A 21,626-nucleotide genomic window follows, 5' to 3' on the forward strand; every position below is an offset into this window, starting at 1 on the left:
TACCTCCCCGCGGCGTGCCTCCGTTGCCCGGACGTCACCCGCCCGGGTACTCCACCGTAGCCGATCGCTTACCGTGTGACGTCAAAATGTGGGCAGTCCGGGCACGGACTCCGCGCAACAGGGGAAGCTTTTCGACGGCCGAAGGCCCTCGCCGCTCGGGAGAAGGCGAGCGACGTGAGCCGACGGCGAGTGACGGGCCAAGGGGAGCCCAGCTAGGACACGCGCTAGCCAGACCGCAGAAACTCCGCGCCGAGTGTTCCGTCACCCGCGGGCGACGCTGCTCTGCGCGACGGTCCATAGCTGCGCAGCAGAGCCCCCGCGGTGTGAGCCCTCGCATCCAGACCGCAGAACTCCGCGGCGGGAACCCCAGGACACGAGCCCCGTCGTCGGGCGGTAGTGGCCCTGGAGCGAAGGCTCCGGGAAGCGAGCCCTGTCGTAGGGCAGCGAGCGGCCCCGCGGCGAAGGCCCAGGGAAGCGAGCCCTGACGTCGGGCGGCAGTGGCCTGCGGCCCGCGGTCGCTGTGATCAGACTCCCAGTGGGTGCCAGACCGTTTTTGCCTCCAGGTAGCGCCTCAGGCGGGACAGGTCGGGTTCGGCGGTCCAGTCCGGGTCCGCGTCCGGGACACTCAGTACCCGCTTCACTGTTCCGGCGGCTTCGCGGGCCAGGGTGATCCGGTCGGCTGGGGTGGCGCCGGTCGGGTCCAATGCGTTGACGTCTGCGTGGGAGGCCAGCCACGGGCCCAGTTCCGTGGCGCGGCCGGTGAGGATGTTGGCCACTCCGCCGGGGACGTCCGACGTTGCCAGCACTTCCGACAGCGTGATGGCCGGTAGCGGACGTTCCGCGCTCGACACCAGCACCGCCGTGGACCCCGACGCCAGCACCGGCGCCAGCACCGTGACCAAGCCCAGCAACGACGACTCCTGCGGCGCCAGCACCCCCACCACTCCGGTCGGTTCCGGGACGGTGAACGAGAAGTACGGACCTGCCACCGGGTTGGCGGCGCCCAGTACCGACGCGATCTTGTCGGTCCAGCCTGCGTACCAGACCCAGCGGTCGATGGCTGCGTCCACCAACGACTTCGCCTTGCTGGCCGGGACTCCTTCGCACGCGGCGACTTCGCTGGTGAACTGGTCGCGGCGACCTTCCAGTACTTCGGCTACCCGGTACAGGACCTGGCCACGATTGTACGCAGTGGCCGCCGACCAGCCCGGGAAAGCCTTGCGGGCGGCGGAAACTGCATCGCGCAGGTCTTTGCGGGACGCGTGTGCTGCGTTGGCCAGGAACTTGCCCTTGGCGTCGGTGACCGGGTATACGCGGCCTGATTCCGAGCGGGGGAACTTGCCGCCGACGTACAGTTTGTAGGTCTTGGCGACGGAAATACGGTCAGACACTGAGGTAGGCCTCCAAACCGGTGCGTCCGCCCTCGCGGCCGAAACCGGACTCCTGGTAACCGCCGAAGGGGGCGGCCGGGTCGAAGCGGTTGAACGTGTTGGCCCACACCACACCGGCGCGGAGCTGGTTCGCCATCCACAGGATGCGCGACCCCTTTTCGGTCCAGATTCCCGCGGACAGGCCGTACGGCGTGTTGTTCGCCTTCGCCACCGCCTCCTCCGGCGTGCGGAAGGTGAGTACCGACAGCACCGGCCCGAAAATCTCCTCGCGGGCGATGCGCATCGACTGGTGGACGTCGGAGAACACCGTGGGGGCAAAGAAGAATCCGCGATCCGGCACCGGGCACGGGCTCGTCCACCGCTGGGCTCCCTCCGCGTCGCCGGACTCCACGAGGCCGCGGATCTTCGCCAGCTGCTCGGCCGAGTTGATGGCGCCGATGTCGGTGTTCTTGTCCAGCGGGTCACCCAGCCGCAGCGTGGACACGCGGTACCGGAGCTTCTCCATCACCTCGTCGGCGACCGACTCCTGCACCAGCAGCCGCGATCCCGCGCAGCACACGTGGCCCTGGTTGAAGAAGATCCCGTTGACGATCCCCTCCACGGCCTGGTCCAGCGGCGCGTCGTCGAACACCACGTTCGCCGCCTTGCCGCCCAGTTCCAGCGTGAGCTTCTTGCGAGTGCCCGCCACCGTGCGCTGGATCAGCTTGCCGACTTCGGTGGAGCCGGTGAACGCGATCTTGTCGACGTCCCCATGCTCCACAATGGATGCACCGATGTCGCCAGCGCCCGGCAGGATGTTGACCACGCCCGGCGGCAGCTCGGCCTGCTGGCAGATCTCGGCGAACACCAGCGCGGTGAGCGGCGTGGTCTCGGCCGGTTTGAGCACCACCGTGTTGCCGGTGGCCAGCGCCGGGGCGATCTTCCACGCGAGCATCAGCAACGGGAAGTTCCACGGAATCACTTGCCCCGCAACGCCGAGCGGCTTCGGATCCGGTCCGTAACCCGCGTACGCGAGCTTGTCGGCCCATCCCGCGTGGTAGAAGAAATGCGCGGCCGCCGTGGGTACGTCCGAGTCTCGCGACTCCTTGATCGGCTTGCCGTTGTCCAGCGTTTCCAGCACGGCCAGCTCGCGCGACCGTTCCTGGATCAGCCGCGCAATGCGGAACAGGTACTTCGCCCGTTCCGTGCCCGGCATCTTCGACCAGACCGACGTGTACGCCTTGTGCGCCGCCTTCACCGCAGTGTCCACATCGGACGCTGATGCGGTGCCGACCTCGGCCAGGATCTCCTCGGTGGCCGGGTTCACGGTCTTGAGCGGCTCACCCGACCCGTCGACGAACTCGCCGTCGATGAACGGCTTGTAGTGCTCCTTGAGGTTCGCGATGTCGCGCGATTCCGGCGCGGGGGCGTATTCGAAGATGCCCATTTCAGTCCACCGTCACGTAGTCGGGGCCGCTGTAGTGGCCGTCCACCTGGGTGCGCCGCTGCAGCAGCAGATCGTTGAGCAGGCTCGACGCGCCGAACCGGAACAGCTCCGGCGTGAGCCACTGCTCGCCCGCGACCTCGTGTACCGCGACGAGGTACTTGATCGCGTCCTTCGTGGTGCGGATCCCGCCCGCGGGCTTGACGCCGCGCAGCTCGCCGGTGCGCTCGTGCCAGTCGTGCACCGCCTGCAGCATCACGTGCGTGACCGGCAGCGTGGCGGCAGGCGACACCTTGCCGGTGGACGTCTTGATGAAGTCCCCACCTGCCAGCAGCGCAAGCCACGACGCACGGCGCACGTTGTCGTAAGTGGCCAGCTCACCCGTTTCCAGGATCACCTTGAGGTGCGCCGACCCGCACGCCGCCTTCACCGCGCGGATCTCGTCGAACACCTCGCGGTAGCGGCCTTCGAGGAACGCGCCGCGGTCGATCACCATGTCGACCTCGTCCGCGCCGGCCTCCACGGCGAGCCGGGTGTCGGCCAGCTTCACCTCACGGCTGGTGCGCCCGGCCGGGAAACCGGTGGCCACGCTCGCCACCCGCACCCCGCTGCCCGCGAGCGCGTCGACGGCCGTCTCCACCAGATCCGGGTACACGCACACCGCCGCGGCTCGGGGGCAGTCCTGCCGTTCCGGGTCCGGCCGCATTGCCTTGGCCGCGAGCCCGCGGACCTTGCCGCGGGTGTCAGCACCCTCGAGCGTGGTGAGGTCGACCATCGAGATGGCGGTGTCGATCGCCCATCGCTTGGCCTCCTTCTTGATGCTCCGGGTCGCGAGTCCTGCCGCCCGCTGCTCGACGCCGACCTGGTCGACGCCGGGCAGCCCGTGCAGGAACCGCCGCAGACTCGCTTCGTCGCGGGTGACGTCCGCCAGCTGCTCCGGGGCGTCCGGTGCTGCTGCCGGGCTGGTGGTAGCTGTCATACCGCTGAGTGTATGTGCGTCGCGGCCACTGCCGGGGCGCTCATCGAAATCTGTGGATGACTGCGCTCCGGCGCGGAGTTGTCCACACCTGTCGTCCGCGCCCGGCGGATTTTGTCGGTGCCGTGTGCATCCGGTTTCAGGACTCGATCCGCGGTGGGTCCTGCTGCCTGGCCGACTTGCGGTAAACGACCACGCCGCCCCAGAAACCGAGGCCGTTGATGGTGACCGTCGGAGCGGTCGGCGGTGCGGGCGGGGCGCCGGACTTGTCCTCCAGCACGAAGCCGCCCATGAGACCGAAACCGGTGACGTTGACGTTGATGTCGTCGGGCACGGTGATCTCGATGCCACCCATGATCGCGACCGCGGTGATCGTGCACGACCTCTCCGCGAACCGGGCGTTGCGCAGGTCGATCTGCGTGCCGCCCCAGAACGCGAAACTGGTGTGCTGCTGCGGCAGTACCCAGCTGCCCTTGCGCATCGCGCCGGACATCACGCCGACCGACACGGTGGAACCCGGATGCCCGCCGATGCGGTTGTCCGGCAGCCCGAGCGCGCGGGCCGCGGCCGGCTGGACGGCGGACGCGGTGGTCGTGACGGCGCTGCCAGGCAGATCGGCGGTGACGGGCTTCAGATCGCCGACGGTTTTCGCCGCGTAGACCGTGGAGAGCCGCTCTTCCAGCTCGTTGATCGTGATACGGCCTTCGGACAGCGCCTGGTGCAGCACCTGCGCGACCTGCTCGCGGTCGGCGTCCGAGATGCGCATCTGGTCGGGTCCCGGCGTGGCTGGGTGTTCACTCACCCGGGGCAGCCTAGCCGCATCGGGTGGTACCGGGGTCCATCGAACGACGGATAAGGCCATCATTGCGTGATGGATTCTGCGTTGGTGGGGACCCTCGTGCTCCCGGACGGTGCCGAACTGCGGGCTCGCGGCCTCGGGCGGCCTGCTCCCGGCGGCCCGGATCCGGAGTTCGGTTTGTACCTGGGTTCCCGGCGGATGCGCGCGAAGTACGACGCCGCGCTGACCTGGGAGCACCGCTGGATCCGGTGGCCCGACTTCCTGCTCCCGTCCGATCGCGACGGTGCCCGCCGGGAGATCGAGGGCTTGCACGCGCGGGCGAAGGCGGGGGAAGCGGTGGAAGTGGCGTGTTACGGGGGAGTCGGGCGGACCGGGACGGTGCTGGCCTGCCTGGCGACGCTCGGCGGGCTGCCGCCGGACGACGCGGTCGCGTGGGTGCGGGAGAACCACCATGAGCGGGCGGTGGAGACCCCGTGGCAGCGGCGGTGGGTGCGGTGGTTCGCGGAGCAGGCCCGGGATCGGTGACCTTGGGGCGGCGATTGCGGCGGTGACCCGTGCGGCAGCTGCGGCTGATTCCGTGAAGGGAACCTTCACGGAATCAGATTCCTTCATGGTTCCCTTCACGGACTTCTGGAGAAAGGGGATTCGTGGCGGGAAGAGGCGGCGGTCCACGGCGCCGACGGGCTAAGTTGTCTCGCATGGATGTGCACGTCGTCGATCACCCGTTGGCCAAGGCTCGGCTTTCGACTATGCGGGATGCGCGTACGGACAGCGCGGCGTTCCGGGATGCGCTGCACGAGCTGACCGTCATGCTCGTCTACGAAGCCACTCGCGACGTGCCCGTGCGGACCGAGCGCATTCACACGCCCGTCGCGCGTACCGAGGCTTATCGGCTCGCCAGCCCGCCGCTGCTGGTTCCCGTGTTGCGGGCCGGGCTCGGGATGGCCGACCAGGCGCACAAGCTCATTCCCGACGCGCAGATGGGGTTCGTCGGCCTCGCTCGCGACGAGGAGACGCTCAAGCCCACCCCGTACCTCGAATCGCTGCCCGAGTCGCTCGCGGACCGGGCCGTGATGGTGCTCGACCCGATGCTCGCGACCGGCGGGTCGATGGAGTACACGATTCGCCTGCTCACCGATCGTGGGGCCACCGACGTCACCGCCATCTGCGCGCTCGCCGCGCCCGAGGGGCTTGCGCACCTCGAACGGACCGGGCTACCCGTGCGCGTGGTCACCGCGAGCATCGACGAGCGGCTCAACGACTCCGGCTTCATCGTGCCCGGCCTCGGCGACGCCGGCGACCGGCAATACGGCGCGGTCTGAACCAATCGGCAACCGGGAACCAATCGGCGACCGGGAACCAATCGGCGACCGGGAACCGATCGGCGACCGGGAAGCCGCCAGGGACCAATCAGCAACAAGGGACCAACCGCCAGCCAGGAACCAACCGCCGGCCAACCACGCAACAACCCGTCAACGCAGCCACCCGGAAGCATTGACCTGCAAGGCTTTCTCATAAGCAGCCGCAACGTCGAACCCCTCCGGCAGCCGTCCGGACAGCTCCAGCGTCACCAGGCCGTGCACGATTCCCCACAGGCTCACCGTGATGACCTCCGGGGCGACGTCCTGGAACTGTCCGGACGACACCGCGTCGCGCACGGTTTCGGCCAGTGGCTTCAGTGTTGCGCGGGCGACCTCGTCGGCCTCGGTGTTCGGTTCGAAGCCCGGTACCGAGCGGGTGAACATGATCGCGTACAGGTGCGGGTCCGCGAGGGCGCTTTCCCGGTACGCGATGCCGAGGCGGACGAGGTCGGTGACCGGGTCGCCGGTGCGTGAAACCGTCGCCAGGCGCGCCCCGAACCGGCGGAACCCTTCCGCGTACAGCGCGTTGACCAGGTCGGGCTTGCTGCCGAAGAGGGAGTACACCGCGGTGGTCGACGTGCCCGAATCCGCGGCGAGCTTACGCAGCGACAGGGCCTTCGGGCCGTCGGCGGAGATCAGCTCGCCCGCCCGGTCGAGGAGTTTCAGCCGGAGGGCTTCGTCGTGGGTACGGGGGCGCGGCATGCACCGAGCGTAACGCAACAGCGTTATGGAACGCGAACGGCGACATTTGACCTGGAGTGCACTCCAGGTCGTACTGTCGACCGCATGAGCTACTCGATAGCGGAAGCCGCACGACGTAGCGGCCTGTCGATCGACACCCTCCGGTACTACGAACGGATCAAGCTCCTCGAACCGCCCGCCCGCGATTCGGCGGGGCGGCGCGCCTACTCCGACGACGACCTGACCTGGCTCGGCTTCCTCACGAAGCTGCGGCTCACCGGGATGCCGATCAAGAGCATGCGCGAGTACGCCTCGCTGCGCAGGCACGGGGTCGCGAGCGCCGGGCGGCGCAAGGCGATCCTGGTGGAGCAGCGGCAGTCGGTGGCCGACCGGATCGCCGAATTGCAGGGTTGCCTCGACATCCTGGACTACAAGATCGCCAACTACGAGCAGATCGAGCGCAAGGCTTTCGGCAATGCGCCCGCCATGGAGGAGATCTCCGCGTGATCGGAACGAGGAAACTCGGCGGGCTCGAGGTCGGTGCGCAGGGCCTCGGCTGCATGGGGATGAGCCACGCGTACGGCGTGCACGACGACGACGCGGAGTCCGTCGCCACCGTCCACCGGGCGCTCGAACTGGGGGTGACCCTGCTCGACACGGCGAACGTGTACGGCGCGGGGGAGAACGAGAAGCTGGTCGGCCGCGCGATCGCCGGTCGCCGGGACGAGGTCGTCCTCGCCACGAAGTTCGGCATCGTGCACACCGAGGCCGGGATGGGCGCACGCGGTGACGCTGCGTATGTCAAGCAGTGCTGCGACGAGTCACTGCAGCGGCTCGGCGTCGACCACCTCGACCTCTACTACCAGCACCGCGTCGACCCGCAAGTGCCGATCGAGGAAACCTGGGGTGCGCTCGCCGAGCTCGTCGAGGCCGGAAAGATCCGCTACGCCGGGATTTCCGAGGCGAGTGCCGAAACCATCCGGCGCGCGCACGCCGTACATCCGGTCACCGCGCTGCAGAGCGAATGGTCGCTGTGGACGCGCGGGATCGAAGACGAAATCCTCGGTACCTGCCGAGATTTGGGTATCGGGATCGTACCTTTCTCTCCTCTGGGACGCGGTTTCCTTACTGGCACGGTGAGTTCGGCGAAGGATCTGCCCGAGGGTGACATGCGCCGGGGCATGCCGCGGTTCGCCGAGGACAACTTCGCCCGCAACCTGGCGATCGTCGACGCGCTGCGGGCGCTCGCTGCGGACAAAGGCGTCACCGCCGGTCAGCTCGCGCTGGCCTGGGTACACGCCAAGGGAGACGACGTCGTCCCGATCCCGGGCACGAAGCGGCGGAAGTACCTGGAGGAGAACGTCGCCGCGGCCGGGCTCGCACTGTCCGAAGAGGACATTGCGGCGATCGAACGGGCAGCTCCGGCGGATGCGGTTGCGGGAGCCCGCTATCCGGAGTCCTTCGCCCGCATTGTGGACAAGTAACCCGGTATTCCCGCATCGGCGAGAGTTGCCCGAAAATCCCTTGACTGGCCGGATCCCGGGGATTGCCTACGAAAGTCGAGGGTCTGGCGGCCGGATCACTGCGAGTATGGGTCCGTGCACGATGAGGCAGAGATCCCGGAGGCTTCCCGGGTGCTCCTGGTCGAGGACGATCGCGAACTCGCCGGGATGCTCGCCGAGCTGCTCACCGCGGCCGGGTACGAGACCGAGGTGGCCCACGACGGTCAGCGTGGCCTGCACCTCGGGCTCACCGGAAAGTTCGAGGTGGTGATCCTCGACCGGCGGCTGCCGGTGGTCGACGGGCTCGCCGTGCTGGCGGAGCTGCGCCGCCGGGCGGTGCCTGCCCGCGTGCTGGTGCTGTCCGCGCTCGGCGAGCTGGCCGACCGGGTCCGCGGCCTCGACGCCGGAGCCGACGACTACCTGGTCAAACCCTTCGAAACGGACGAGCTGCTCGCCCGGGTGCGGGCGCTGTGCCGGCGCGATGCGGAACACGCCGAATCCCTGCCGCTCGGTGCCGCCGCGCTCGATCTGCAGCGGCACGAGGTCGTGCTGCCGCGCGGCGAGCGGGTGACGCTGTCCGGACGCGAGTTCGAACTCCTGCGCACCCTCGCGCAGCGGCCGAAAGCCATTCATCCGCGGGCTTCGCTGCGTGAGGGGGTGTTCACCGAGTCCGCCGCGGAGTCCATTGTGGACACTTATGTGTACTATCTCCGCCGCAAGCTGGGCCGGGACGTCGTGAAGACGGTGCACGGGCTGGGCTATCAGATCGGCGCAGTGTGAGCCGCGGGGTGCGCACGGTCGACCCGGAGGCGCGGGCGCTGCGGCGCACGCGGCGGACGATCGCGAGCCAGATCGCCGTGGTGATCACGCTGGTCGTGCTCGCCGCGGGCACGATCGCGTACTGGGTGCTGCTGCGCGGGCAGGCGGCCGAAACCGACCGGCAGCTCGCGTACACGCTGGACGGCGGTCTGTCCGCGACGCCACCCGGCTGCGTCTGGCTGGTCACCCCGGGAGGGCACGCGCCGGGCGGGCCGTTGCCGTTCACGCTGCCGCCAGCGCCGCCGGTGCCACGGAACGGCGACGTGGTCACCGAGGAACTCACGCTCGACGGCGCGCGGTACACCGTCCGCACGGTCAACCGCGGCGGCGAGGTCTGGCAGGCGTTTTTCAACCAGCACTACTTGATCTCCGACCGCGAGCAGCTGCTGCTCGGCCTCGGGCTGGCGGAGCTGGTGGTGCTGATCGCGTCGGTGATCAGCGGGTACGTGCTGGCCGGCCGCGCGATCCGGCCGCTGGGCGAGGCCTTGCGGCGGCAGCGGACCTTCGTCGCCGACGCGTCGCACGAACTCCGCGCGCCGCTCACCCGGCTGCACACCCGCACCCAGCTGCTAGCGCATCGGGGTATCGCCAGCACGACCGACCTGGAAACGCTGGTCATGGGCACCCGGGAGCTCGGCGCGGTGGTCGACGATCTGCTGTTGTCCGCGCAGGCGTCCGGCGAACGTCCGCAGCTGGAGCCGGTGGCGCTGGCGATGCTGGCGGAACAGGCGGTGGCGGCGGAATCGGTGCGCGCGAACGACCGCCGGGTGGATCTCCGGCTGAGCCGTTCACCGGGGCTCGAGGACGTCGTACCCGGTGTGCCGACGGCGTTGCGGCGAGTGCTGTCTGCCTTGCTGGACAACGCAATCGGGCACACGCCACCGGGTGGCTCGATCGAGGTGAGCCTCGAGAACCCGGACGCCCAGCATGTCGAACTCCGGGTCCGCGACACCGGCGCGGGCTTCCCTCAGCAGGACGCGGAGCGGCTTTTCGAACGCTTCGCGCACGGTGTGAACGGTGAAGGACGCCGGTTCGGGCTGGGACTGGCGCTGGTGCAGGAGGTCGTCACGGGACACGGCGGCACCATTGCCGCGGCCGGACGACCGGGTGTCGGCGCGACCTTCACCCTGCGTTTCCAGCGGGCATAGCGCTTCCCTTCTCAACGCACCCAATGTGGCATTGGGTGCATCTGACGCACCCAATGTGGCGTTCGGTGCATCTGACGCACCCAATGTGGCATTCGGTGCGTCACATGCACCCAATGCCACATTGGGGTGCTCCTCGGTAACGCGGAGGAAGTTTGGTGACAGCGTTTTAAAACACTGTTACAGTTGCGGCCGGAGCAAAGGAGGACCTCATGCACGGCCCGATTCAGCTGTTCACCGTCATCGCGCTCGTGTCGCTGCCCACGGTCATGTACGGCGGCTACGCACTCGCCGGAGTGCTCCGGCGCGGCGATCTCACCGACAAGCAGCGCGGGCTGTTCCGCGCCGGGCACGCGCACGCCGGGGTGCTGCTCGTCCTCACCCTCGTCGCGCTGCAACTGCTCGCCACCAGCGGGTTGTCCGACGGTACGCGCTGGGTGGCCTGTTTCCTGTTGCTGTTCGGGGTACTCGCGCAGTCCGGCGGGTTCTTCCTCGCGATGCTGCGCACCCGGCTCGGCATGGGCGTGACCACCGGCGGCGCGGTCCTGCTCGGCGCCGCGATGCTGCTCACCGCGTACGGCGTCGCGTTCCCCTGACGAAACCGTTCGCACCGGGTCGTTAAGCTTGATGACGTGCCTGAATACCTGTCGACTGCGCCTGTCAAGGGGACCCGAGACTTCCTCCCCGCCGAAATGTCCGTCCGCACGCAGGTCTTCGGCCATCTCTACGACGTACTGGAGCGCTACGGCTACCTCCGCTACGACGGTCCGGTGCTGGAGCAGGCCGAGATCTACGAGCGGAAATCCGGCCAGGAAATCGCCGACCAGCAGCTGTACACCCTCACCACGCGGGGCGGCGAGCGGCTCGCGCTTCGTCCGGAGATGACGCCGTCGGTGGCCCGGATGATCGCCGGGCACGCGAAGTCGCTGTCGTTCCCGGTGCGCTGGTACAGCCACCCGAACTGCCACCGCTACGAACGTCCGCAGCGCGGCCGGGTCCGCGAGCACTGGCAGATCAACGCCGACATCTTCGGTTCGGAAAGCGCGAACTGCGAGATCGAGATGTTCGAGCTGATCCACGACCTGATGGGGGCGGTCGGCGCGGGCCCGGACAAGTTCGCGGTGCGGGTGAACGACCGGAACCTGCTGTCGTCGGCGCTCACCGACGTCGTCGGCATCTCGCCCGACCACCTGCCGCAGGTGTTCACGCTCGTGGACCGCTGGGAGAAGACGTCGGCGGACGACCACGCGGCGAGCGCCGAGGAAATCGGCTTGCCGGACAAGCAGTTCGAGAAGCTCACCGAGGTCCTCGGCGCCGGTCCGGCGCTGCTCGACGAGCTGCCCGCGGAGGTCAAGGCGGAGTCGAATCTGGTGAAGGTGCTGTCCAGCAGCGCGGCGAGCCTGGTCCGGTACGAGCCGCTGATCGTGCGCGGGCTGGCGTACTACACGTCGACGGTGTTCGAGGTCTTCGACACCTCGCCGCAGAACCGCCGCGCCCTCTTCGGCGGCGGCCGGTACGGCGACCTCGCGTCGCTGTTCACCAAGGAGCGGATCCCGGGGATCGGGTTCGGCATGGGCGACGTCACGCTCATGGACTTCCTCGACACGCACGACCTCACGCCCGCCCCGCGCAGCGAGGTCGACGTGGTGGTGATCCCGGTCGCCGAGGAGCTGGCGGACCCGGCTCGCGAGGTCGCGACGGCTTTGCGCAAGGCGGGGCTGCGCACGTCGACCCCGCTGGAGCTGCGCAAGCTCGGCAAGGAGCTGACCCGCGCGGACAAGGCGGGCGCGGCGGCAGTCGTGATCGTGGGCGAGGAGGACTGGGCCGCGGGCGCGGTCACGGTCCGCAGCCTCGCGACGCGCGAGCAGCTCCAGGTCCCGCTCGCGGACGTGCCGTCCACCGTGCAGGGGATGATCAGCCCGGCGTGACCTGACGAGCCTGGCACCCCGCATCGCCGGGGTGCCAGGCCACGGTCATGCCGCCGCCATTGCCCGGCCGGCAGCGCGACCGGAGAAAATGCATCCGCCGAGGAACGTGCCTTCCAGCGCGTTGTACCCGTGCACCCCGCCGCCGCCGAAACCCGCCACTTCACCGGCTGCGTACAGGCCTGGCAGCGGCGAGCCGTCCGCCTGGATGACGCGTGAATCGGTGTCGGTCTGGATGCCGCCCAGCGTCTTGCGGGTCAGGATGTTGAGCCGCACCGCGATCAACGGCCGGCCGAGCATCCGGTGTGGTTTGGTGACCCGGGCGAGCCGGTCGCCGATGAAGCGGCGGGCGTTGCCGATCGCCATCAGCTGCAGGTCCTTCGAGTACTTGTTCGCCACCTCCATGTCCCGCGCGACAATCTGACGCTCCACAGTGGACACATCGAGCTCCGGACCGCGGGCGATCTTGTTCATCCCGGCGACGAGCGCCGGAAGATCGCCTGCCACGACGAAGTCCGCGCCGTGCTCTTTGAACGCCTGCACCGGTCCCGGCGGCCCGCCGGACAACCGCCGGAGCAAGGCCTTGACGATGCTCTTCTCGGTGAGGTCCGGGTTCTGCTCCGACCCGGACAGCATGAACTCCTTCGCCAGGATCTTCTCGGTGAGCACGAACCACGAGTAGTCGTACCCGGTCGCGAGAATGGCCTTGAGGGTGCGGTTCGTGTCGAAACCCGGGAAGTCCGGGGCAGGCAGCCGGGCGCCGGTCGCGTCGAGCCACACCGACGACGGACCGGGGATGATCCGGATCCCGTGGTTCGGCCAGATCGGGTTCCAGTTCTGCAGGCCCTCGGTGTAATGCCACATCCGGTCGCGGTTCACCACGTTCGCGCCCGCGGTTTCGCTGATGCCGATCATCCGGCCGTCCACGTGGGCAGGCACGCCCGCGACCATCGTGGCCGGCGCCGGGCCGAGCCGGTCCACGGGCCAGTTCTGCCGGACCAGCTCGTGGTTGTGGCCGATCCCGCCCGAGCTCACCAGCACTGCCTTCGCGCGGAACTCGAACTCGCCCACGGTGACCCGCGACGACTCGTGCCCGCGCGGCTCTTCGCTCGGTTCGAGCACACTGCCGCGGACGCCGGTGACCGCGCCGTCCTCCACCACGAGCTCGTCGACCCGGTGCCGGAACGCGAATTGCACCAGCCCGCGCCGCTCTCCGTCGAGCACCGGTTCGCGGAACACCCGCACGACCTCCGGCCCGGTGCCCCAGGTGACGTGGAACCGCGGTACCGAATTGCCGTGCCCGCCGGCCATCCCGCCGCCGCGTTCGGCCCAGCCGACCAGCGGGGTCACGCGGAGGCCGAGATCGCGCAGGTACTGCCGTTTCTCCGTGGCGGCGAAGCGGACGTACGCCTCCGCCCACTGCCGCGCCCAGTGGTCCTCGTCCTCGCGGTCGAAGCCGGCGGAGTCCATCCAGTCGCGCAGGGCGAGGTCGTAGGAGTCCTTGATCCCGAGCCGCCGCTGTTCCGGGCTGCCGACGTAGAACAGCCCGCCGAGCGACCAGAACGCCTGCCCGCCGAGGTTGCCGCGGTTCTCCTGGTCGAGCACCAGCACCCGGCGCCCGGCCTTCACCAGCTCGTGCGTCGCGACCAAGCCGGCCAGCCCCGCGCCGACCACGATCGCGTCGGGTTCGAAAGTCATCGTCGGATTCCTTTTTGTGCCAGGCCGTGGAAAAGCACGGCGGAAACAATTCCGGCGGGCCCCGCCGGTGGGTCAATCGTGCCTGCGGTACCCGGTTTCGACGGCCGGTGGCGGGAAGAAAGGACTCGGACGGTGCCCTTGTACCCCAGTCGTGCTCGATCAGTGGCCCGGTGCAGGGTCGTCATGATCGCCTGTTTGTAGTATTCTGGGGGTGTCGAGGTTGATCGCCTTGCTTGCGAACCCTCGACCTGGCCTGTTGCCGGAGGTCGACCCCCAGGGCTTCCGGTGACAGGCCTCTTTTATGCGCCCCGGTATTCCTGCTCAGCCGAGCAGGAATTGCTCACATGAGCGTGGCGGCAAGGGTTCCGCCGAGTTCGGTCAATGCTTCCAGTGTGGCTTTGTCCGGTTCACCCGTCACGAGCACCGGTTCGGCGACGCGGTTCCAGCCGAGCCCGGTGGTGATCGCGTCGAGTTGCCGCACGGTCCCGGACGTGTCGTTGTTGCCGTGCACGTACGCCCCGAACGGGCGGCCTTTCGTCGAATCCAGGCACGGGTAGTAAATGGTGTCGAAGAAATGTTTCAGTGCCCCGCTCATACTGCCGAGATTCGCCGGAGTGCCGAGGAGATAACCGTCGGCGGCGAGCACGTCGGCGACCGTCGCACCGAGTGCGGGACGGCGCACCACGTCGACGCCCTCGATGTCCGGATGGTTCGCCCCGGCGAGCACTGCCTCGAACATCGCCTGCATCGACGGCGACGGCGTGTGGTGCACGATCAACAGCGTTGCCATACCCCGAAGCCTCCCATCGGCCGCGGCTCAGCGCAGCAGCGCGGTGATGTCGTCGCGTACCGCAGCGAGCACCTCCGCGGCGCTGCGCCGAGCGTCGGCCAGGTCGCCGGTCACCGGCGTGACCACCTGCAGGTACGCCTTGAGCTTCGGCTCGGTGCCGGACGGCCGGACGACCACGCGTACGCCGTCGCCGCTCAACCGCAGCACGTCCGCCGACGGCAGCAGGTCTTCGAGCGTCACCCCGACGCCGCCGAGGCTGGCCGGTGGCGCCGACCGCAGCGCGGCCATCAGCCGTCCGCGTACGGCAAGATCGTTGACCCGCAAGGAAACCTGGTCGGTGAGATGGATGCCGTGGCGGGTCGCGATGTCGTCGAGGACGTCGAGCGGACCGCGGCCTTCGGACTTGAGCGAGGCGGCCAGGTCCGCGGCGACGACCGCGGCCGCGATCCCGTCCTTGTCCCGCACAAAGGCCGGGTTCACGCACAGGCCGAGCGCTTCCTCATACGCGAACACCAGCCCGTCGCCCGCCCGGACGAGCCACTTGAACCCGGTGAGCGTTTCGGCGTACCGCGCGCCTTTTTCCTTCGCCAGCTCCCCGAGCAGCGACGAGGACACGATGGTGGTCGCCACGAGCGGGTCCGGATTGTCCGTTGTGGACAGCAGACGGGCGCCGAGGAGCACGCCGGTTTCGTCGCCACGCAGCATTCGCCAGCCGTCCGGGCCGCGGACGCCCAATGCGCAGCGGTCGGCGTCCGGGTCGAGCGCCACGGCCAGGTCAGCGTCCACTTCGGACGCCAGCTCCAGCAGAAGGTCGGTCGCGCCAGGCTCTTCGGGGTTCGGGAACGAGACGGTGGGGAAGTCGGCATCGGGCGCGGACTGCGCCGGGACGAGGTGTACGTCGGTGAATCCGGCACGGGAAAGCGCCGCCTGCAAGGTCTCTGCGCCGACGCCGTGCAGCGCGGTGGCCGCGATTCGCAACTCCCGCGAGGTGCCGTGGGGGAGCGCGGCGACGGCGGACAGGTACGCGGCACGCGGGTCGACGACCTCGGCGCCAGGCGCGCGCGGAACGCTTCGCGCAGGCGGTGCCGACTGGATGGCCCGCTCGATTTCGCCGTCGGACGGAGGCACGATCTGGCCGCCGGTGGCGTCGTAGAGCTTGTACCCGTTGTCCGCGGGCGGGTTGTGCGACGCCGTGATCTGGACCCCGGCGACGGCGCCGTAATGCAGCACGGAGAACGCCAGCAACGGCGTCGGCAACGGCTGCGGCAGTACCTTTACCGCAAATCCGGCAGCCGTGAGCACCTCGGCGGCGGCCGTGGCGAAGGCTTCCGAACCGTGCCGCGCATCGCGGCCGACCACGACCACTCCGCCCACGTGCCCGTGCGCGGTGAGCCACGCCGCGACCCCCGCGGTGGTCCGCGTGACCACGGCGACGTTCATCCCGTTCGGCCCCGCGCGCACCGGCCCGCGCAACCCCGCGGTCCCGAATTCCAGCGGACCCGCCATGCGGTCGGCGACCTCGGCGGCCGCACCGGGTTCCCGTCCGATCGCGCGGGCGAGGACGGCGGTCATTTCTTGCCGCGTTGCCGGGTCCGGATCTTCGGTGATCCAGCGGTAGACGGCGTCACGGAGTTCGGAAGCGAGGCTGTCGGACACCGGAACAGCCTACGCGGAAACGGCAAAACGGGTGGCGGTCAACGATAAGCTCGGGTGGTGCGCATGATCTTCACGTCCCTTGCCTCCTACGGCCACCTGTACCCGTTGCTGCCGCTCGCCGTCGCCGCCCGTGCCGCGGGGCACGAGGTGGTCTTCGCGACGGACCCCGACTTCCATCCCACGCTCGAAAAGGCCGGTCTCGACACGGCCGCCGCCGGGCTGACGCTGCAGAAGGCGTTCGCCGGCGCGTTCGAAGGAGAACCCCGCCGCCGCGAGGACATCCCACCGGACGAGGTCACCGCGATGATCGGCCAGGTGTTCGGCCGGGTGCTGCCCACCCGGTTCGCGGCCGACCTCGCGCCGCTGATCGCCGAGCGGAAACCGGACCTGCTCGTGTACGAAATGGGCAATCCGGGCGGGGCCTTCGCGGCTTTCCGCGCCGGGGTTCCGGCGGTGGCCCACGGCTTCGGCCGGGTTTCCGGCGGCGAGATCATGGGGGCGATCAGCGGGCAGATCGACGCCCTCGCCACCGAAGCCGGGCTCACCGGCGAGAGTCACTTCTTCTGGGGCCACCCGTTCGTCGACATCTGCCCGCCGTCGGTGCAGGCCGCCGACGTGCACCTCGGCGCCCGGCGCGTGCCGTTGCGCCCGATCGGCTGGAGTGAAGTGGCGGACCTGCCGTCCGGGATCGCGGGCCGCGACCGCAGCCGCCCGCTGGTGTACCTCACGCTGGGTACCACCATGGCCAGCCAGGCGCAACTGCTCGTCTCGGCGCTGCAGGGGCTGGCTGCGCTGGAGGTGGACGTGCTCGTCGCGACCGGCCCGGCCGTCGACGTCGCCTCGCTCGGCGAGGTGCCGCCGAATGTCCGGCTGGAGGCATGGGTGCCGCAGTCGGAGCTGCTGCCGTACGTCGATTTGGTGGTGCACCACGGCGGAAGCGGCACCACGATGGGTGCGTTTTCCGCCGGGGTACCGCAGCTGGTGCTGCCGCAAGGGGCAGACCAGTTCACCAACGCCGAGGCCGTGACAGCCGTCGGAGCGGGTGCGCAACTGCTCGGCGAGGAGGTCACAACGGACGCGGTCCGCGAAAACGCCCGGCGGTTGCTGTCCGACAGTGCGGTGGCGGACGTGGTGCGTGCGCTGGCTGCAGAAGTCGCGGCCATGCCGTCGCCGGAGGAGGTGGCTGCGCAACTGCCGGACTTCGCCTGACGTCGCGACCCCAATGTGGCATTGGGTGCATCTGACGCACCCAATGCCACATTGGTTGCATGTGACGCACCCAATGCCACATTGGTTGCATGTGACGCACCCAATGCCACATTGGGGCGCTCGCGGGGGTCAGGCGCGGGTCACGAGTTCCTTCAGCAGCGAGCCCATCCGCGTGGCCGACTGGCGACCCGCTTCGAGGACCTCCTCGTGGTTCAGCGGTTCGCCGGTCATGCCCGCGGCCAGGTTCGTCACCAGGGACAGGCCGAACACCTCGAGCCCGGCCGCGCGGGCGGCGATGGCCTCCAGCACGGTCGACATGCCGACCAGGTCCGCGCCGAGCGTGCGCAGCATCCGGATTTCGGCGGGCGTTTCGAAATGCGGCCCGGGAAGCCCGGCGTACACGCCTTCTTCGAGCGAACCGTCGATCTCCCTGGCCAGGTCGCGCAGCCGGGTGGCATAGAGGTCGGTGAGGTCGACGAAGTTCGCGCCGACGATCGGGGAGCGCGCGGTGAGGTTGAGGTGGTCGGAAATCAGCACCGGCTGGCCCACGTTCATGCCCTCGCGCAAGCCGCCGGCCGCGTTGGTGAGCAGCACCGTCTTCGCGCCCGCCGCGGCGGCCGTGCGCACGTTCTGCACCACCGGGTCGATGCCCTTGCCCTCGTAGTAATGCGTGCGGCCGAGCAGCACCAGCGCACGTTTGCCGCCGATCTGCAACGACCGCACGGTACCGCCGTGCCCGACCGCGCCGGGCGGCGTGAAGCCCGGCAGCTCGCCGAACGGGATCTCCGTATCGGCGGTTCCGATCACCTCCGCGGCCGGGCGCCAGCCCGAACCGAGCACCACGGCGATGTCGTGGCGCTCGGCGCCGGTGTGCTCGGCGATGACGGCCGCGGCCGCCTCCTCCAGGTTGCTCATGCGCCCGAGCGTATCCGGGCACTGCGTACCGCGAGGAATGCGACCAGCCCGAACGGGGACAGGAAGATCGTCAGCACCAGAATCGGGCTGAGCACCCACCACCGGACGCCGTGCGCGCGAGCCTCGAAGAACATCCAGCGGCCGAGGAACAAATCGAACGCGACGAGGTGCGCCCAGATCAGCGCGGCGCCGTACGGGGTGCTCAGAAATGCTTGCAGCACCCCGAGATCCGGCTGGCTCACCGCCCTCCACAGCTCGCCGAAATGCGGGATGGCGAGCACGAAGTACCACGCCAGCGGCAGCAGGGGTACCCACCGCGAGGTCATGATCCGGCGGGTCCATCGCCAGCCGGGCAGGAGGATCATCAGCGCCCAGAACGGTACGGCGACTGGGAAGGTCCAGGCGAAAACCGTCAGGTCGCTCACCGGGCTGCCTTCCGGACCGGCATGAAGATCGCTGCCACCGAGGCGGCGGCAATGGCCGCGACGAGCAGCCCGGCCGCGATCAGCGTCGGAGCGCTCGGGCGGATGAGCGGTTCGCCGCGTTCGGCCTGCCACAGCACGAGGGCGACGAGACCGGCGTACCCGGCCGTCGCGGTCCACACGAGACGCGACCGCACCGCGCTGTTCAGCCGCGGCACCCGCGTGGCGAGCACACTGAGGCCGAAAGCCAGCAGCGGCAGCACTTGCAGTGCGTGCATCCCCACGAAATGCGGGATCCGCAGGTCGCCGCCGGTGGTGCTCCAGCCGAGCAACGGCAGGCCCGGACCGCCTTCCGCCACGCCGACGCTGTGCCCGCCGACGAGGTCGGAGTGTCCGGTGGCCGCGATCACGGCTTGCTCCTCCGGCGTCGGCCCGGTCATCAGCGCCCCGAGCCCGGCGCCGACCATCGACAGCGCCGCGCCGGTCCGCACCGCCCAGTGCACGCCGCGGTCTTCGAGCTTGGTGAACATCAGGAGAACGGTGACCACCAGCGTGGCGACCCAGATGATCGTCACCATGACGCCCATCGCGCCGAACAGCGCGGCGTCGAGCGGGGTCGCGTTGCCGAAGTGACTCGGCCGTCCGCGGGCCGCCTGCAGGAGCATCACGGCGTACTCACCGGCGAACAGCACGCTCGCGAGCGTGGTCGCGCCGTTCGCGACGCGGCGGAACCGGGCAGGCAGGAGCGAGACGAGCCAGCTCCAGGTGAAGAAGTAGAGCCCGCCGGAGATCGCGAATTTGAACAGCTTCGCCCACACCGGCGCGCCGAGCACGGTCCGCCGGTCGGCAAGCAACGCGATGATGCACGCGACGGTCGCAACCGCGAGCACGCCCGCGAGCTGCAGGGACGGGCGGTGCCAGGTGCTCAACCGGGCGCCGAGCGGGGGTGCGGCAGGTGGGTCGAGGGTCGTGGTCATGAGGTCCTCCCAGAATGGATAGTTATGCTCTCCGTTATGGGAAGTTAAGCTATCCATGCTGAGAAGTCCTCAGGGTATTTCCCGGAAGTAAGGTCGAGACGTGCGGATGGCGGAGCTGAGTGCCGAGTCCGGGATTCCGGTCGCGACGATCAAGTACTACCTGCGGGAAGGGTTGCTCCCGCCCGGCGAGCGGACGAGCCCCAACCAGGCCAGATACGGCGAAAACCACGTGCAGCGGCTACGGCTGATCCGCGCGATGGTCGAGGTGGGCGGCCTGTCGGTGGCGACGGTCCGAGACGTGGTCGCCGCGGTGGATGCACACCAGCCGACGCACAAGGCGCTGGGCATCGCGCAACGAGCGCTCACCGGGTTGGCCGCGGACGTCCCGCCGGACGATCGGGAATGGGCGCTCGAGGTGGTGACGGAGCTGGCCCGCAAACACGGCTGGCAGTTCGGCCCGAACCACCCGGTGGCGCCTGCCCTGGTCGGCACGTTGTGCACGATCCGCGCACTCGGCCACGTGAAACTGCTGGACGGGATCGGGGATTACGCCGATCTGGCCGACCAGGTGGCGCAGGTTGATCTGGACACGCTGGACGCACTGCCGTCAGTGGATCGGATCGTGGAGGCGGCAGTGGTGGGGACGGTGCTGGGGGATCGGTTGTTCGAGGGGTTGCGGAGGCTTGCGCAGGGCGCGGAATCTGCGCGGCGTTATCCCGCTGGGTTGGATCGGCCGGAACTGTCGCGGGGGGAGCACCCCGAAGCTGGATTGTGACGTGTTTCGGATCGGGGTGCAGGGCGGGGGCTGGGTGCCCGGTCCGGTGGGTGGGGCCGTGCGGCTAGGGGATGGTGGGGAAGCGCAGGGTGGGTTCGATCTGGCCGAATGTTGCCGCGGCAGTGTCTTCTTGTTCGGCCGGGACGGTGAGCGAGAGCAGCCACAGGTCTTTGCCCGACGGTTTGATCAAAGCGAACGTCGCACGGGTGATTCCCGATTGCGTGTGGTCCCGGGAGTGCTCCAGGGTGCGGTACGCGACTTCGGTGCCATAGCTCGTGGGCGTTTCCGGGCGGGCGATGGTGAAAGAATCCTGTGACGACGATTGTCGTAGCGCGTCCAGTTGATCGCCTGCGGAATGGTCTGTCGCGAAGTTCGGGAACCGTTCCAAGCGCAGCGACTGGCGGCCGTCCGGGGAGATGTACTGCACCACCGAAGAAGTGCCGAACGTCGACTTCCTCGACGCGACGAACTGCTGCCAGCCCTCCGGCACGGAGAGGGTGTATCCACTCTCCCGCGAGACGTTCGCCGTCGGGCTTGCGTTTCCCGTCTGGCTGACCAGTTTCAGTGGCGCCTGAGGGTCGGCCGCGCCGCCGAGGGTGGCCAGGATCCCCGCTGCCGAGCCCGTCGGCGGTAGCAGTGGCTGCCCGCTCACCACGCGCGCCAGAGCAAAACCACCCGCCCCCGCAACGGCGAACACCAGCACCGCGGCGATCGTCAGCACCGCTGTCGCTTTGCCACTGCGTCGGGCCGGTGCCGGGGGTGGTAGGGGTGGTGGTGGCGGACCTGGCATGGGCAGCGGCGGTCCGGCGGTCCTTGCGGTTCCGCCGGTTCCGCCTGGTCCGGCGAACCCTGCTTGACCCGCGTGTCCTGCTTGACCCGCAGGTCCTGCTTGCCCGGCAAACCCGCCGGGCGCGCCCGCTCCGGCAGCCCCGGTGAACGCGGCGGCCCCGGCTGCTGCACCGAACCCACCTGACCCGGCCCCACCAGCCCCGGGCCCACCGGCGGCAGCGAACCCACCCGATCCGGAGCCTCCACCGGGCCCGCCGGACGCAGCGAACCCACCTGATCCAGCAGCCCCGCCCGATCCAGCAGCCCCACCAGACCCGGCAGCTCCACCAGCGGCGCCGAACCCACCCGATCCCGAGCCCCCACCCGATCCGCC

The 21,626-nt window shown here is 69.4% G+C and carries 21 protein-coding genes; 10 read left to right on the plus strand and 11 right to left on the minus strand.

The genetic code is table 11. The features are described from left to right. Positions 1 to 524 precede the first annotated feature (524 nt). The 4 genes from OO71_RS43440 to OO71_RS43455 form a co-directional block, all read right to left on the minus strand. Positions 525 to 1,391, minus strand: a complete 867-nt coding sequence (locus OO71_RS43440; RefSeq protein ID WP_033295945.1) for an aldehyde dehydrogenase family protein — start codon at positions 1,389 to 1,391, stop codon at positions 525 to 527. After that, on the minus strand, positions 1,384 to 2,817 hold the full coding sequence (locus OO71_RS43445) for an aldehyde dehydrogenase family protein (protein ID WP_033295946.1): 1,434 nt from the start codon (positions 2,815 to 2,817) through the stop codon (positions 1,384 to 1,386). Before OO71_RS43445 ends, OO71_RS43440 begins: the two co-directional genes overlap by 8 nt. Before the next feature lies 1 nt (position 2,818). Further along, positions 2,819 to 3,793, minus strand: a complete 975-nt coding sequence (deoC, locus tag OO71_RS43450; protein WP_033295947.1) for a deoxyribose-phosphate aldolase — start codon at positions 3,791 to 3,793, stop codon at positions 2,819 to 2,821. 136 nt (positions 3,794 to 3,929) lie between these two features. Then, the gene (locus OO71_RS43455) at positions 3,930 to 4,556 is read right to left on the minus strand and encodes a DUF1707 SHOCT-like domain-containing protein (RefSeq protein WP_033295948.1); all 627 of its coding nucleotides are present in this window, start codon (positions 4,554 to 4,556) and stop codon (positions 3,930 to 3,932) included. Positions 4,557 to 4,661: 105 nt separating this feature from the next. Here OO71_RS43455 and OO71_RS43460 point away from each other — a divergent pair, with 105 nt between their 5' ends. Together OO71_RS43460 and upp are read left to right on the plus strand one after the other, a co-directional pair. Next, positions 4,662 to 5,114 (plus strand): protein-tyrosine phosphatase family protein, encoded by a 453-nt coding sequence (locus OO71_RS43460; RefSeq protein WP_033295949.1) that lies wholly within the window; start codon positions 4,662 to 4,664, stop codon positions 5,112 to 5,114. Positions 5,115 to 5,287: 173 nt separating this feature from the next. Then, positions 5,288 to 5,911 (plus strand): uracil phosphoribosyltransferase, encoded by a 624-nt coding sequence (gene upp, locus OO71_RS43465; protein WP_033295950.1) that lies wholly within the window; start codon positions 5,288 to 5,290, stop codon positions 5,909 to 5,911. A 150-nt stretch (positions 5,912 to 6,061) separates the two neighbouring features. On the opposite strand, the gene OO71_RS43470 is transcribed toward upp, so the two are convergent. Further along, a complete protein-coding gene (locus OO71_RS43470; protein ID WP_033295951.1) occupies positions 6,062 to 6,652 on the minus strand; it encodes a TetR/AcrR family transcriptional regulator in 591 nt (196 codons plus the stop codon). Positions 6,653 to 6,736: 84 nt separating this feature from the next. Between OO71_RS43470 and OO71_RS43475 the strand changes: the two genes are divergently transcribed. The 6 genes from OO71_RS43475 (at position 6,737) to hisS (ending at position 12,025) form a co-directional block, all read left to right on the plus strand. Next, positions 6,737 to 7,138, plus strand: coding sequence for a MerR family transcriptional regulator (locus OO71_RS43475; protein ID WP_033295952.1), 402 nt, complete (start codon positions 6,737 to 6,739; stop codon positions 7,136 to 7,138). After that, positions 7,135 to 8,115: an aldo/keto reductase gene (locus OO71_RS43480; RefSeq protein ID WP_033295953.1), complete on the plus strand. Its 981-nt coding sequence runs from the start codon at positions 7,135 to 7,137 to the stop codon at positions 8,113 to 8,115. Before OO71_RS43475 ends, OO71_RS43480 begins: the two co-directional genes overlap by 4 nt. Positions 8,116 to 8,265: 150 nt before the next feature. After that, positions 8,266 to 8,913, plus strand: coding sequence for a response regulator transcription factor (locus OO71_RS43485; RefSeq protein ID WP_033295966.1), 648 nt, complete (start codon positions 8,266 to 8,268; stop codon positions 8,911 to 8,913). Positions 8,914 to 8,921: 8 nt separating this feature from the next. Beyond that, positions 8,922 to 10,100 (plus strand): sensor histidine kinase, encoded by a 1,179-nt coding sequence (locus tag OO71_RS43490; RefSeq protein WP_033295967.1) that lies wholly within the window; start codon positions 8,922 to 8,924, stop codon positions 10,098 to 10,100. 209 nt (positions 10,101 to 10,309) lie between these two features. After that, a complete protein-coding gene (locus OO71_RS43495; RefSeq protein WP_033295954.1) occupies positions 10,310 to 10,693 on the plus strand; it encodes a hypothetical protein in 384 nt (127 codons plus the stop codon). Positions 10,694 to 10,729: 36 nt separating this feature from the next. Continuing rightward, positions 10,730 to 12,025: a histidine--tRNA ligase gene (gene hisS / locus OO71_RS43500; RefSeq protein ID WP_033295955.1), complete on the plus strand. Its 1,296-nt coding sequence runs from the start codon at positions 10,730 to 10,732 to the stop codon at positions 12,023 to 12,025. A 45-nt stretch (positions 12,026 to 12,070) separates the two neighbouring features. Here the strand turns inward: hisS and OO71_RS43505 are convergent, their stop codons facing one another. The 3 genes from OO71_RS43505 to OO71_RS43515 form a co-directional block, all read right to left on the minus strand. Then, positions 12,071 to 13,720 (minus strand): FAD-binding dehydrogenase, encoded by a 1,650-nt coding sequence (locus tag OO71_RS43505; RefSeq protein ID WP_033295956.1) that lies wholly within the window; start codon positions 13,718 to 13,720, stop codon positions 12,071 to 12,073. A 340-nt stretch (positions 13,721 to 14,060) separates the two neighbouring features. Continuing rightward, a complete protein-coding gene (locus tag OO71_RS43510) occupies positions 14,061 to 14,510 on the minus strand; it encodes a flavodoxin family protein (RefSeq protein ID WP_033295957.1) in 450 nt (149 codons plus the stop codon). A gap of 27 nt (positions 14,511 to 14,537) precedes the next feature. Continuing rightward, entirely contained in the window at positions 14,538 to 16,166 is a 1,629-nt protein-coding gene (locus OO71_RS43515) for a phospho-sugar mutase (RefSeq protein WP_033295958.1), read from the minus strand. 63 nt (positions 16,167 to 16,229) lie between these two features. On the opposite strand from OO71_RS43515, the gene OO71_RS43520 reads away from it, so the two are divergent. Continuing rightward, the gene (locus OO71_RS43520) at positions 16,230 to 17,375 is read left to right on the plus strand and encodes a glycosyltransferase (RefSeq protein ID WP_342669989.1); all 1,146 of its coding nucleotides are present in this window, start codon (positions 16,230 to 16,232) and stop codon (positions 17,373 to 17,375) included. Positions 17,376 to 17,504: 129 nt separating this feature from the next. Here the strand turns inward: OO71_RS43520 and OO71_RS43525 are convergent, their stop codons facing one another. From OO71_RS43525 to OO71_RS43535, 3 genes are read right to left on the minus strand one after another with little or no spacing between them, the layout of a single operon-like run. Beyond that, the gene (locus OO71_RS43525; RefSeq protein ID WP_033295959.1) at positions 17,505 to 18,290 is read right to left on the minus strand and encodes a purine-nucleoside phosphorylase; all 786 of its coding nucleotides are present in this window, start codon (positions 18,288 to 18,290) and stop codon (positions 17,505 to 17,507) included. Further along, on the minus strand, positions 18,287 to 18,715 hold the full coding sequence (locus OO71_RS43530) for an ABA4-like family protein (protein ID WP_156096844.1): 429 nt from the start codon (positions 18,713 to 18,715) through the stop codon (positions 18,287 to 18,289). Before OO71_RS43530 ends, OO71_RS43525 begins: the two co-directional genes overlap by 4 nt. Then, on the minus strand, positions 18,712 to 19,689 hold the full coding sequence (locus OO71_RS43535; RefSeq protein ID WP_051793134.1) for a hypothetical protein: 978 nt from the start codon (positions 19,687 to 19,689) through the stop codon (positions 18,712 to 18,714). The genes OO71_RS43530 and OO71_RS43535 overlap by 4 nt, the downstream gene beginning before the upstream one ends. Before the next feature lie 106 nt (positions 19,690 to 19,795). On the opposite strand from OO71_RS43535, the gene OO71_RS43540 reads away from it, so the two are divergent. Beyond that, a complete protein-coding gene (locus OO71_RS43540; protein WP_051793135.1) occupies positions 19,796 to 20,464 on the plus strand; it encodes a MerR family transcriptional regulator in 669 nt (222 codons plus the stop codon). The last annotated feature ends 1,162 nt before the right edge of the window (positions 20,465 to 21,626 follow it).

The organism is Amycolatopsis jejuensis (assembly GCF_000717335.1).
GTDB classification, from domain to species: domain Bacteria; phylum Actinomycetota; class Actinomycetes; order Mycobacteriales; family Pseudonocardiaceae; genus Amycolatopsis; species Amycolatopsis jejuensis.

Bases quoted from the DNA above. Each gene is read 5' to 3' on its own strand.
- OO71_RS43445 (WP_033295946.1), bottom strand. From the start codon at position 2,817: ATGGGCATCTTCGAATACGCCCCCGCGCCGGAATCGCGCGACATCGCG.
- deoC (WP_033295947.1), bottom strand. From the start codon at position 3,793: ATGACAGCTACCACCAGCCCGGCAGCAGCACCGGACGCCCCGGAGCAG.
- OO71_RS43455 (WP_033295948.1), bottom strand. From the start codon at position 4,556: ATGCGCATCTCGGACGCCGACCGCGAGCAGGTCGCGCAGGTGCTGCAC.
- OO71_RS43460 (WP_033295949.1), top strand. From the start codon at position 4,662: ATGGATTCTGCGTTGGTGGGGACCCTCGTGCTCCCGGACGGTGCCGAA.
- upp (WP_033295950.1), top strand. From the start codon at position 5,288: ATGGATGTGCACGTCGTCGATCACCCGTTGGCCAAGGCTCGGCTTTCG.
- OO71_RS43470 (WP_033295951.1), bottom strand. From the start codon at position 6,652: ATGCCGCGCCCCCGTACCCACGACGAAGCCCTCCGGCTGAAACTCCTC.
- OO71_RS43475 (WP_033295952.1), top strand. From the start codon at position 6,737: ATGAGCTACTCGATAGCGGAAGCCGCACGACGTAGCGGCCTGTCGATC.
- OO71_RS43495 (WP_033295954.1), top strand. From the start codon at position 10,310: ATGCACGGCCCGATTCAGCTGTTCACCGTCATCGCGCTCGTGTCGCTG.
- OO71_RS43505 (WP_033295956.1), bottom strand. From the start codon at position 13,720: ATGACTTTCGAACCCGACGCGATCGTGGTCGGCGCGGGGCTGGCCGGC.
- OO71_RS43510 (WP_033295957.1), bottom strand. From the start codon at position 14,510: ATGGCAACGCTGTTGATCGTGCACCACACGCCGTCGCCGTCGATGCAG.
- OO71_RS43520 (WP_342669989.1), top strand. From the start codon at position 16,230: ATGATCTTCACGTCCCTTGCCTCCTACGGCCACCTGTACCCGTTGCTG.
- OO71_RS43525 (WP_033295959.1), bottom strand. From the start codon at position 18,290: ATGAGCAACCTGGAGGAGGCGGCCGCGGCCGTCATCGCCGAGCACACC.
- OO71_RS43535 (WP_051793134.1), bottom strand. From the start codon at position 19,689: ATGACCACGACCCTCGACCCACCTGCCGCACCCCCGCTCGGCGCCCGG.
- OO71_RS43540 (WP_051793135.1), top strand. From the start codon at position 19,796: ATGGCGGAGCTGAGTGCCGAGTCCGGGATTCCGGTCGCGACGATCAAG.